Source organism: Nocardioides sp. 616 (assembly GCF_002930065.1).
GTDB classification, from domain to species: domain Bacteria; phylum Actinomycetota; class Actinomycetes; order Propionibacteriales; family Nocardioidaceae; genus Nocardioides; species Nocardioides houyundeii.
In genome coordinates, this window is record NZ_POAG01000018.1 from 94,125 (window position 1) to 106,171 (window position 12,047).

Consider the following 12,047-nt stretch of genomic DNA (forward strand, 5'->3'; position numbering starts at 1 on the left):
CCAGATCTTTCCCGGGACGTTCCCGGGACGCGACAACGGAGGTAACCCAACATGGCACGTGCTGTCGGCATCGACCTCGGCACGACGAACAGCGTCGTCGCCGTCCTGGAGGGTGGCGAGCCCACCGTCATCGCCAACGCAGAGGGCGCCCGGACCACCCCCTCGGTGGTCGCCTTCACCAAGTCCGGCGAGGTGCTGGTCGGCGAGGTGGCCAAGCGCCAGGCCGTCACCAACGTGGACCGCACCATCCGCTCCGTCAAGCGCCACATGGGCACCGACTGGAGCACCCAGATCGACGACAAGAAGTTCACCTCCCAGCAGATCAGCGCCTTCGTGCTGCAGAAGCTCAAGCGCGACGCGGAGGCCTACCTCGGTGAGCCCGTCACCGACGCCGTGATCACCGTGCCGGCGTACTTCTCCGACGCCCAGCGTCAGGCGACCAAGGAGGCGGGCGAGATCGCCGGCCTCAACGTCTCGCGCATCGTCAACGAGCCTACCGCGGCCGCCCTGGCCTACGGCCTGGACAAGGGCGAGGACCAGACCATCCTCGTCTTCGACCTCGGTGGCGGCACGTTCGACGTCTCGCTGCTGGAGATCGGCGAGGGCGTCGTGGAGGTCAAGGCGACCTCCGGCGACAACCACCTCGGTGGCGACGACTGGGACAACCGCGTCGTGGCCTGGATGGTCGACAAGTTCAAGAAGAACAACGGCGTGGACCTGGCCGCCGACAAGATCGCCAAGCAGCGCCTGCAGGAGGCTGCGGAGAAGGCGAAGATCGAGCTCTCCAGCTCCAGCGAGACCACGATCCACCTGCCGTACATCACGCACGGCGAGTCCGGCCCGCTGCACTTCGAGGAGAAGCTGACGCGCGCCGAGTTCCAGAAGATGACCGCAGACCTGCTCGACCGCACCAAGACGCCGTTCCAGTCGGTGCTCAAGGACGGCGGCGTCGCGGTCAAGGACATCGACCACGTGGTCCTCGTCGGTGGCTCCACCCGGATGCCGGCTGTGGCCGAGGTCGTCAAGGACCTGCTCGGCGGCAAGGAGCCCAACAAGGGCGTCAACCCCGACGAGGTCGTGGCCCTGGGTGCGGCCCTGCAGGCCGGCGTGCTCAAGGGCGAGGTCAAGGACGTGCTGCTCCTCGACGTCACCCCGCTGAGCCTCGGCATCGAGACCAAGGGCGGTGTGATGACCACCCTGATCGAGCGCAACACCACCATCCCGACCAAGCGCTCGGAGATCTTCACCACCGCGGACGACAACCAGCCGTCGGTGGAGATCAAGGTCGCCCAGGGTGAGCGCCAGATGTGGGCGCAGAACCAGCCCCTGGGCAACTTCGAGCTCACCGGTCTGCCGCCGGCTCCCCGCGGCGTGCCGAAGATCGAGGTCACCTTCGACATCGACGCCAACGGCATCGTGCACGTCTCCGCCAAGGACCACGCGTCCGGCCGCGAGCAGTCGATGACGATCTCCGGTGGCTCCGCGCTGGGCAAGGACGAGATCGACCGGATGGTCAAGGAGGCCGAGCAGTACGCCGAGGAGGACGCCAAGCGTCGTGCCGCGGTGGACGCCCGCAACCAGGCCGACAGCCTCGTCTACACCACCGAGAAGTTCCTGGCCGACAACGGCGACAAGATCCCCGAGGACGTCAAGACCGAGGTGACCGCCGACGTCGAGGCCCTCAAGGCCACGCTGGAGAACACCGAGGCGGACGCGGAGACCATCCAGGTCGGGGTCAACAAGCTCAACGAGTCCAGCCAGAAGATGGGCGCCGCGATGTACGCCGCCGCGGAGGCCGACCAGGCCGCCGCCGGAGGCAGCGACGGCTCGACGGGCGAGTCCGACGACGACGTGGTGGACGCCGAGATCGTCGACGAGCCAGGCGACGGTGAGGCCAAGTGACTCCTCCCCCCACTGGCTCGGCGGGGGGCTCCCAGGAGCCGCCCGCAGCGGACGGGTCCTTCGGGGCCGGCGCCGGCGAGATGGCGGCCGAGACCGAGGTCGAGGCACCCCTGACTGACCAGGGGGCCTCGGCTCCGGCCGGGACGGCGGACGATTCCGGCGACAAGCCGGCCGACTCCAGCACGGCCGAGGAGGACCTCGCCAAGGCGCGGTCCGACGTCGCCGCCCTGACCGCCGACCTGCAGCGGCTGCAGGCCGAGTACCTCAACTACAAGCGCCGGGTCGACCGGGACCGCCAGCTGGTGGCTGAGAACGCGGCGTACAAGGCGCTGCTGCCGGTGATCGAGGTCCTCGACACCGTCGACCGGGCCAGGGAGGCCGGTGAGGTCGACGGCGGGTTCAAGGCGGTCGCCGAGCAGCTCGAACGGGCGGTGGCGGTCTCCGGGCTGTCCCGCTTCGGTGCCGCGGGCGACGCGTTCGACCCGCAGCTGCACGAGGCGCTCAGCCACCTGGGCGAGGACCCGGACGTCGCGGTGACCACCGTCAAGGTGGTGGCCAAGGGCGGCTACCGGATGGGCGAGCGGGTGGTCCGCGCCGCCCAGGTGCTGGTGGTGGACCCCGCGTCCAGCCCGGCGACGCCGGTTGACTCCGAGCAGCCGACCGGGGAGCCGCAGGACCGGACCAGCGAGCCGGACACGGCGTCTGAGACAGGCACCCCGCCCGGCTCCTGAGCGTGGTGCCCGAGGAACAACAACCCGAACAGACACACTGCAAGCCGCACCGCGGTCACCGCACCGCGGTGCGGCGCAGGTTCGGGCGACATGAGAACGATGGCGAGAGGAGGGTGAGCGAGTGAGCGCGACCGACGGCATGCGTGCCGACTGGGCAGGCAAGGACTTCTACTCCGTGCTGGGGGTGAAGAAGGATGCCTCCGCCTCGGAGATCAAGACTGCCTATCGCAAGCTCGCCCGGGAGAACCACCCGGACTCCAACCCGGGCAACGAGGCCAAGCACGAGAAGTTCAAGGAGATCGCTGAGGCCTACGACGTCCTCGGCGACGCGGACAAGCGCAAGAAGTACGACGAGATGCGCTCCCTCTACGGATCCGGCGGCTTCGGCGGCCGCAGCACCGGCGGTGGCGCCGGCGGGTTCGACTTCAACGACCTCTTCGGGGACCGGGGCCAGCCCGGTGCCGGCGGTGCCGGCGGTGGGTTCGGCGACGTCTTCAGCGACCTGTTCGGCGGAGCGGGAGGCCGGCAGCGGGGACGCGCCCAGGCGCGGCCCCAGCGGGGTGCCGACGTCGAGACGACGGCGACCATCAGCTTCACCGACGCCATCGACGGAGTGACGATCTCCCTCCGGCTGACCTCCGACGCCGCCTGCTCCACCTGCCACGGCACGGGCGGCAAGCCGGGCACCAAGCCGCACGTGTGCACCACCTGCGAGGGCGCCGGCTACGTGGTGTCCTCGGTCGGCGGTGCCTTCTCGATGAACGAGCAGTGCCCGACCTGCGGCGGTCGCCAGCTGGTCTACGACGACCCGTGCCCCACCTGCCACGGTAGCGGCCGCGGGGTGTCCTCGCGCTCCATCCAGGCGCGCATCCCCGCCGGGGTGAAGGACGGTCAGCGCATCCGGCTCAAGGGCAAGGGTGGCTCTGGCGAGAACGGCGGACCGGCCGGTGACCTGCTGGTCACCGTCAAGGTCGGCAAGCACCGGGTCTTCGGGCGCACGGACGACAACCTCACTCTCGAGGTCCCGGTCTCCTTCGACGAGGCGGCCCTCGGGGCGGAGGTGAAGATTCCGACGCTCGGGGGCACGCCGGTGACGCTCAAGATCCCGGCCGGCACTCCGTCCGGCCGCACCTTCCGGGTCCGCGGCAAGGGCGTGACCAAGCGGGACGGCACCAAGGGCGACCTGCTCGCCACCGTCGAGGTGCAGGTGCCGGCGGTGCTCAACCAGGCGGCCCGCGAGGCCGTGGAGGCCTACCGGGACGCCACCACCGACCGGCCGTTGCGCACGAACCTGTTCCAGGGGGCCTGATGACCGGCCCCGGGGTCCCGTCACCTGACGCCGCGGTCTACGTCATCTCGGTCGCGGCGGAGCTGACGGGGCTGCATCCCCAGACCCTGCGGACCTATGAGCGGATGGGCCTGATCCGGCCCGGCCGCACCAGCGGCGGGGGACGTCGCTACTCCCACCGTGACCTGGAGCTGCTGCGTGAGATCGCCAGCCTGACCAGCTCCGGGATCGGGCTGGACGGGGTACGGCGGATCCTCGCGCTGGACACCGAGGTCACCGAGCTGCGAGCTCGCAATGCGGAGCTGGAGGCGGAGCTTGCGGCGACCCGTGACCTGCTGCGCCGGAGGTCCAACCCGACGGGGGCCACCGTCAGCGCGGTCAACCGGCTGCCGGTGCTGCGGCGGCCCGAGCCGCCGCAGTCCCTGGTCGTCTGGCGCCGACGTGGCTTCTAGGCCTTGACCTTCTTGGCCTTCGTCTTCGTCACCAGCGAGGGGTAGCCGGGGGCCTTGGCGGTGACCCTGGCCTGCAGCTTCTTGCCGGCGTACTTCGTGGTGATCTTGAACTTCGCCTTGGTCGCGCCCTTGATCTTCTTGCCGTTGGCGAACCACTGGATCTTGACCTTGGCGTTGGCCGGGGTCACCTTGCCGACGACCGCCTTGAGGGCGCCGCCGACCTTGGCCGAGCCCTTGGCCACGGGGGTGCCCGCGGGAGTGTCGAAGCCGATGGTGGTGGGGACGGGCGGAGCCGGGACTGTGGGGACGGCCGGGACAGGGGGCGTCGGCGTGGGCGTCGCGGTGGGCGGGGGCGTGGGCGTGGGTGTCGGCGTGTGCGTTGCGGTGGGCGTGGGTGTCGCGGTGGGTGTCGCGGTGGGGGTCGGCGTCGGCGTCGGCGTGGGCGTCTCGGTGGGTGTCGGCGTCGGCGTGGGTGTCGCGGTGGGGGTCGGCGTGGGCGTCTCGGTGGGTGTCGGCGTCGGCGTGGGTGTCGCGGTGGGGGTCGGCGTCGGCGTGGGGGTCGGCGTGGGCGTCGGCGTGGGCGTCGGCGTCGGAGTGGGCGTGGGTGTGGGCGTCGGAGTGGGCGTGGGCGTGGGCGTCGGCGTGGGCGTGGGTGTGGGCGTCGGCATCGGCGTCGGGATCGTCGGCTCGTCAGGATCGTCGACCGGGGTGCCGAGCGTCATGTGGATGCTCTGGGTGAGGTGGCCGGCCGTCACGGTCACGTCCCAGGCGTTCTCCACGGAGCGGAAGTTCGGGTAGTACTTCTCCTCGTAGCCCGTGGGCGAGGAGTCGGCGAAGAGCAGACGGTAGGTGCCGGCGTGGAGCCGCTCGGCGTCGTAGTAGCCGTCCTCGTCGGTCTCGGCCTTCGCGACCTCGACCCACTTGCCGGCGACGAGCTTGCGGACGGACACGGTGGTCTTGGACATCGGCTCGCCGGCCGGCCCGACGACTCGGCCCTGGACAATGCCCGAGAGGTCCAGCTGGGGATTGATCACGACGTCGGAGCCGTCGGCGATCACCACGTCGGCGCCGTCCTGGACACGGGCCGCGTCCTGCCAGTACTCATCGGCGTGGATGCCGGAGTCGTCGTCGAAGCCGACGCGGTAGGTGCCGTCGGCTCGGGGAGCGAAGCCGAACTCGCCGGTGGCTGTGTCGACGAGCGTGAAGTCGATGCTCTCCCACCAGTCCTCCGGTGCGTTCCACCGGTACAGAGAGGCGATGAGGTCGACCTCGGGCGCCCGCAGGGCCAGGCCGGCAGTCCCGTAGATCTCGCCACCGGGCTCGAGCTCGGCGTCGTAGTCGGTCAGGACGTCCCCGTCGCCCACGACGAGCTCCTGGGCGAGATCGATGTCGGTGACGTCGTCGTAGAACTCCTCGACCAGGTCCGGATGGCTGAAGCCCAGGCGGTAGGTGCCGGGTGCCAGGTCGGGGATCTCGTAGCTCCCGTCCTCCTGGGCGTCGACCTCCAAGGCGCGCCACTCGTCGGCCTCGGGATCTCCGACCGCCTGGTAGGCACTGACTGTCACGTCTTCGGCGTAGAGGCCGGCCGGGACGCTCACGGTGCCGAGCACGGTGGCGGAGGCAGGGGCGGCGGAGGTGCCCGGGGCGATCAGGACAGTCGCCGCGCAGGCGAGGAAGAGTGACACCGGTGCGGCGTACAGCCGACGGGACGAGGGACGCACAAGACCTCCAGGTCTGCTGCCGCCAGCACCTCCGGCGGTCCCTCCGCACAGTGCCACCGGCGCTGGAGCGGCGGGGCGGAACCCAGATCCTTTACCTCGGGTGCGGAGGACCCGCCTGCCCTCCATGCGTTCTCTGCACCTTCGCGTCCCGTACGTCGGCTCCGAGCAGGACGGCGCCGCTCCCTGACAGGGAGCGGCGCCGTCGTGCGGCTCAGCGCTTGTTCTTCGCGCCCTTGACCTTCTTGGCCTTGGTCTTGGCGACCACCTTCTTGTAGCCCGGTGCGGTTGCGGTCACGGTGGCGTGGATCTTCTTGCCGGCGTACTTGCCGGTGATCTTGAACGTCGCCTTGGTCGCCTTCTTGATCTTCTTGCCGTTGGCGAACCACTGGATCTTGACCTTGGCGGTGGCCGGGGTCACGGTGCCGACGATGGCCTTCAGGGTCTTGCCGACCTTGGCCGTTCCCTTGGCCACGGGGGTGCCCGCGGGGGTGCCGAAGCCGATGGTGGTGGGGGTCGGCTGGACCGTCGGCGTGGGCGGAACGGGGGCGGGCGGGGCCGGCGGCGTGGTCGGCTCGTCGGTCGGCGGCACGTAGCCGTCCACCGGGGTGCCGAGCGTGACGTTGATGGTCGGGGTGATGCTGCCCGCGGTGACCGTGACGTCTCCGGCCTCCTCGATGGTGGCGGCGTTCGGGTAGAACTTCAACTCGAACCAGTTGTCCGACCAGTCGTCGAACTGGAGCCGGTAGGTGCCGGCCAGCAGCCGCCCCACGTCGTAGAAGCCGTCGGCGTCGGAGTAGGCCCACGCGACCGGCACCCACGCGCCGCGGACCAGGGCGTTGACGGTGACCTGGGTCTCCGGGACAGCCAGGCCGTCGGGGCCGGTCACCCGGCCCATGATGTGTCCGGAGAGCGCCAGCTCGGCGTCGACCTGGACGTCGCCGCGGTTGGTGACCACGACGTCCTTGGCGTCCTCGACTCGGGCGGCGTCGTCGTAGAACTCGTCGGCGTGGGTGCCGGAGTCGTCGTTGAAGCCGACCCGGTAGGTGCCGTCGGTGCGGGGGTCGAAGGCGTAGCCGCCGTCGGCGTCCACGAAGGACCAGTCGATGCTGGCCCAGCGGGACTCAGCGGCGTTCCACTGGTAGAGGTAGGCGTAAACCTCCACCTGGGGGGCGGCGGAGGCCAGCGTGAGGGTGCCGAAGATCTCGCCGCCGCGGACGAGCTCGGCGTCGTAGCCCGCCGCGACGTCCCCGTCCCCGACGGTGATGTCCTGAGCCTGCTCGACGTCGGTGACGTCGTCGTAGAACTCCTCGACCAGACCGGGGTGCTGGAAGCCGAGCCGGTAGGTGCCGGGAGCCAGGTCCGGCACCGTGTAGCTGCCGTCGGGCTCGACCCAGACGTTGGCCGCCTGCTGCCACTCGGGGCTGTCGGGCGCGCCGACATTCTCGTAGGCGCTGACGGTGACGTCGTCCGGGAAGAAGGTGGCCGGCACGGTCACCGTGCCCTGCACGGTGGCCGCGGGAGCGGCAGAGGCGCCCGGGGCGACCAGCACGGTGGCGGCAAGGGCCAGGAAGAGCGACACCGATGCCGCGTAGAGCTTGGTTGACGGGGAACGCACAAGACCTCCAGGTCTCAGCCGCCGGCACCTCCAGCGGTCCTTCCGCACAGTGCCACCGCTGCGCGGGGAGCGCCGCCGAACCAGGATCTTTTACTCTGGCGGCCCTGCCGCCGGCGGTCCGTCGGCGTCCTCGCGGGGCCAGTGACCGGGGCGATCGATCCCAGCCGGCAGGGCGGTGCGGGCGTTCCCGCGGGTTGCATTCACCTGGGATTGCGTGAGGTAGAGCACGTGGGTCAGCTGCGCATTGCGCACGTCCGCGTCCCGTACGTCGGCCCCCAGCAGGTCGGCCCGGCCCAGGTCGAGTCCCCGGAGGTCGGCTGCCAGCAGCAGCGCGCCGTGCAGGTCGGCGTCCTTGAGCGTGCCGCCCCCGTGAGTGCCCGACCGGAGGTCCCGTCCGCTGAGGTCGCTGCGCGAGAGGTCCGCCGCGTCAGCGGGTCGCAGTCGCGCGGACCCGGCGCGCAGCAGCGCCCCGACCCGGCCCATGACCTCGTCCATGTCCAGGACGAGCAGCTCGGCGGGGGAGAGCGCGACAGCGTCGGCGAGCTCGGCGACGAGCACCTCGGCGTCCGGGGCGGGCGAGCGCTCCAGCACCTCCGCGAGGTGTCGCAGGGCCTCGTGCAGCATCCGCATCACCGAGAGCACCGCCGCCATCTCACCCCGGTCCGCGCCCGGGTCGCGCCAGGAGCGGCCGGCGTACGTCACCTGGGTGACCTGCTGCCCGGCGCCGAAGCAGTCGAAGACGGTGCAGCCGGGCCAGCCCCGCTCGCGCAGCGACTCGTGGATGGTGCATCGGTCGGCGGAGGACAGGTGGTGGCAGGCCGGGCCCGCCGGCTTGTCCACCCCGAAGCCGGAGTCGGCGCGGAACGGGGTCAGCACGCAGCACAGGGCCGCACACGAGGAGCAGTCGGCCCTGAGCAGTGGGAGGGGGGCGCGGATCACCGGCCCATGGTCCCACTCAGCCGCGCAGCGGGCTCTCCTTGGCGGTGTCGCGGCTCGCGAAGTCCCGGCCCAGCGGGTAGGGCCGGATCGGGCGCACCGCGCCCGTGAGGCCGATCTGCTTGAGGTGCTCGGTGATCGACTTCGCCGAGACGCCCTTGACGATGTAGCCCCAGGCGCCCTCCTTGAGAGCGGCCTCGGTCATGTAGGTCGCCGAGATCGCGGAGCAGACCACGACCTTGGTGAAGGGGGAGTCCTCGTAGATCAGCGGCAGGATCTCCAGCCCGCCGATGTCGGGCATGTGCAGGTCCAGCAGCACGATGTCGGGCTTCTCGGCCCCGATCAGCGCCATGGCGCTCTCTGCATCACCGGCGTCCCCGACGACCTCGAACTCGGCAGCGTCCAGGGCGATGCGCAGCACGAAGCGCACCTCCTCGTCGTCGTCGACGATGACCACGCGCATCGGTCCGGGATAGCGCAACGACTCGAGCGTCGGCTGGGGTTGCGTGGGTTCGACCACGCTCTCCTCTGGGACCGCCGACTTGCTCTTGTCGGCGGACTGACCGCGAAACAGCTTCACTATTCCTCCACGCCCGGGTGCTGACCGGGGGCAATCGTGCCACGGCGAACAGCGTTCCCGCAGCAATAGTCCAAGTCGCGGCAATAGTCGAAGTTGAGTGGAATGCACTCAACTTCTGGCGTGTTTCACCGGTGCGGGAGGACAATGGATGTGGAGCAACCGACCGGCCGTGCCGCCCCGCTCGAAGATCACCTCGTCACCAGAAAGGTCAGCCTGACGTGAGCCAGTTCGGAGCCGACAAGTTCACCACCCGCAGTCGTGAGGCCATCGAGGCCGCCCAGATCGCGGCCACCACCGGCGGCAACAGCCAGACCGACCCGTTGCACCTCCTGGTCGCGCTGCTGCGCCAGGAGGACGGGATCGCCCGGAGCCTGATCGCCAAGTCCGGGCTGGACCCGGCGGTCGTGCTGGCACGCGCCGAGGCCGCGCTCTCCGCGCTGCCCTCAGCGACCGGCGCCACCGTCCAGCAGCCGGCGGCCTCCCCGGCCCTGACCCGGGTGCTGGCCTCGGCCCTGGACCTGGCCGGCTCCATGAAGGACGAGTACGTCGCCACCGAGCACCTGCTCGTCGCGCTGGCCAGCGTGGAGTCCGACGCACAGCGGGTGCTGGCCGACTCCGGGCTCAGTGCGGAGGTCCTGCGCGAGGGGCTCACCGCGGTGCGCGGCAACCGCCGGGTCACCAGCCAGGAGGCGGAGTCGACGTACGAGGCGCTGGAGAAGTACTCCGTCGACCTGACCGCCGCGGCCCAGGAGGGCCGGCTCGACCCGGTGATCGGACGGGACTCCGAGATCCGCCGCGTGGTGCAGGTGCTCAGCCGCCGCACCAAGAACAACCCGGTGCTGATCGGCGAGCCCGGCGTCGGCAAGACCGCCGTCGTGGAGGGCCTGGCTCAGCGCGTGGTCGCCGGCGACGTGCCCGACTCCCTCAAGGGTCGTCGGGTGCTGAGCCTCGACCTGTCCGCCATGGTGGCCGGGGCGAAGTACCGCGGCGAGTTCGAGGAGCGGCTCAAGGCCGTCCTGGAGGAGATCAAGGACGCCGGCGGCCAGATCATCACCTTCATCGACGAGCTGCACACCGTGGTCGGTGCGGGCGCCGGAGGCGACTCCTCAATGGACGCCGGCAACATGCTCAAGCCCATGCTGGCCCGCGGCGAGCTGCACATGATCGGCGCCACCACGCTGGACGAGTACCGCGAGCGGATCGAGAAGGACCCGGCCCTGGAGCGTCGCTTCCAGCAGGTCTTCGTCGGCGAGCCGAGTGTGGAGGACACCATCCAGATCCTGCGTGGCATCCAGGAGAAGTACGAGGCGCACCACGGCGTGCGGATCACCGACGCCGCGCTGGTGGCCGCCGCGACCCTCTCGGACCGCTACATCAGCGGCCGCCAGCTCCCCGACAAGGCGATCGACCTGATCGACGAGGCCGCCTCCCGGCTGCGGATGGAGATCGAGTCCTCCCCGGAGGAGATCGACCAGCTGCGCCGCTCGGTGGAGCGCCTCAAGATGGAGGAGTTCGCCCTGGAGAAGGAGAGCGACCCGGCGTCTCGCGAACGGCTCGAGGTGCTGCGCGGCGACCTCGCCAACCACGAGGAGGAGCTGCGGGCGCTCGAGGCCCGGTGGGCACAGGAGAAGTCCTCGCTCGAGGGCGAGGGCGAGCTGCGTCGGCGCCTGGACGCCGTACGGATGCAGGCCGAGAAGCTGATGCGCGACGGTGGTGAGGAGAACCTGCGCCAGGCCTCCGAGCTGCTCTACGTGCAGATCCCGCAGCTGGAGCAGTCCCTGGCCGACTCCGCCGCCGCCGAGACCACGACGCTGGAGCCCCTGGTGGGCGAGGAGGTCGGCTCCGAGCAGATCGCGGAGGTGGTCGAGGCCTGGACCGGCATCCCCACCGGACGGATGCTGCAGGGCGAGACCGCCAAGCTGCTGGACATGGAGTCCGAGATCGGCCAGCGGCTGGTCGGACAGCACCAGGCCGTCCAGGCCGTCAGCGACGCCGTACGCCGTTCGCGCGCCGGGATCTCCGACCCCAACCGGCCCACCGGCTCCTTCCTGTTCCTGGGCCCCACCGGCACCGGCAAGACCGAGCTCGCCAAGAGCCTGGCCGACTTCCTGTTCGACGACGAGCGGGCCATCGTGCGCATCGACATGAGCGAGTACTCCGAGAAGCACTCGGTCTCCCGCCTGGTCGGCGCTCCGCCCGGGTACGTCGGCTACGACGAGGGTGGCCAGCTCACCGAGGCCGTGCGTCGGCGCCCCTACTCGGTGGTCCTGCTTGACGAGGTGGAGAAGGCGCACCCCGAGGTCTTCGACATCCTGCTGCAGGTGCTCGACGACGGACGGCTCACCGACGGCCAGGGACGCACGGTCGACTTCCGCAACACGCTGCTGGTGCTGACCTCCAACCTGGGCTCCAACTTCCTGGTCGACCCGACGCTCGACCAGCACGCCAAGAAGGAGTCGGTGATGACGGTGGTCCGGTCCAGCTTCAAGCCGGAGTTCCTCAACCGCCTCGACGAGATCGTCATCTTCGAGGCACTGACCAAGGACGAGCTGACCCACATCGTCGACCTCCAGCTGGGCCTGCTGGAGAAGCGGCTGGCGACCCGGCGCATCACCATCGAGGTGACCGACGAGGCCCGGCAGTGGCTGGCCGAGACCGGCTACGACCCGGCGTACGGCGCCCGGCCGCTGCGCCGGCTGATCCAGACCGCCATCGGCGACCCGCTCGCCCGGATGCTGATCGCCGGCCAGGTCACCGACGGCGGCACCGTGCGGGTCGAACGGGGCGAGGACGGGCTCGTGCTCGTCTGAGGCCCGGACCCC

The 12,047-nt window shown here is 70.6% G+C and carries 9 protein-coding genes; 5 read left to right on the forward strand and 4 right to left on the reverse strand.

Features of this window, described 5'->3' with window-relative positions:
* Positions 1–51: 51 nt before the first annotated feature.
* The 4 genes from dnaK (at position 52) to C5H89_RS10345 (ending at position 4,373) form a co-directional block, all read left to right on the forward strand.
* Positions 52–1,902 carry a molecular chaperone DnaK gene (gene dnaK, locus C5H89_RS10330; RefSeq protein ID WP_104106957.1) on the forward strand — a complete coding sequence of 617 codons (1,851 nt, stop codon included), beginning with the start codon at positions 52–54 and terminating at the stop codon, positions 1,900–1,902.
* A complete protein-coding gene (gene grpE, locus C5H89_RS10335; RefSeq protein WP_240181804.1) occupies positions 1,899–2,633 on the forward strand; it encodes a nucleotide exchange factor GrpE in 735 nt (244 codons plus the stop codon). The genes dnaK and grpE overlap by 4 nt, the downstream gene beginning before the upstream one ends.
* 139 nt (positions 2,634–2,772) lie before the next feature.
* Complete coding sequence (dnaJ, locus tag C5H89_RS10340) at positions 2,773–3,942, forward strand: molecular chaperone DnaJ (protein WP_104107112.1); 1,170 nt, start codon at positions 2,773–2,775, stop codon at positions 3,940–3,942.
* Complete coding sequence (locus tag C5H89_RS10345; RefSeq protein WP_104106958.1) at positions 3,942–4,373, forward strand: helix-turn-helix transcriptional regulator; 432 nt, start codon at positions 3,942–3,944, stop codon at positions 4,371–4,373. Before dnaJ ends, C5H89_RS10345 begins: the two co-directional genes overlap by 1 nt.
* Here C5H89_RS10345 and C5H89_RS10350 read toward each other — a convergent pair.
* The 4 genes from C5H89_RS10350 to C5H89_RS10365 all read right to left on the reverse strand — a co-directional run bounded on the left by C5H89_RS10350 (position 4,370) and on the right by C5H89_RS10365 (position 9,225).
* Complete coding sequence (locus C5H89_RS10350; protein WP_162799324.1) at positions 4,370–6,058, reverse strand: carboxypeptidase regulatory-like domain-containing protein; 1,689 nt, start codon at positions 6,056–6,058, stop codon at positions 4,370–4,372. The two genes, C5H89_RS10345 and C5H89_RS10350, sit on opposite strands and share 4 nt — an antisense overlap.
* 247 nt (positions 6,059–6,305) lie before the next feature.
* A complete protein-coding gene (locus C5H89_RS10355) occupies positions 6,306–7,709 on the reverse strand; it encodes a hypothetical protein (protein ID WP_162799325.1) in 1,404 nt (467 codons plus the stop codon).
* 90 nt (positions 7,710–7,799) lie between these two features.
* Positions 7,800–8,648, reverse strand: a complete 849-nt coding sequence (locus C5H89_RS10360; RefSeq protein WP_104106961.1) for a pentapeptide repeat-containing protein — start codon at positions 8,646–8,648, stop codon at positions 7,800–7,802.
* Between the two features lie 16 nt (positions 8,649–8,664).
* Entirely contained in the window at positions 8,665–9,225 is a 561-nt protein-coding gene (locus C5H89_RS10365; RefSeq protein ID WP_104106962.1) for a response regulator transcription factor, read from the reverse strand.
* Between the two features lie 218 nt (positions 9,226–9,443).
* Here C5H89_RS10365 and clpB point away from each other — a divergent pair, with 218 nt between their 5' ends.
* Positions 9,444–12,035, forward strand: a complete 2,592-nt coding sequence (clpB, locus tag C5H89_RS10370; RefSeq protein WP_104106963.1) for an ATP-dependent chaperone ClpB — start codon at positions 9,444–9,446, stop codon at positions 12,033–12,035.
* The last annotated feature ends 12 nt before the right edge of the window (positions 12,036–12,047 follow it).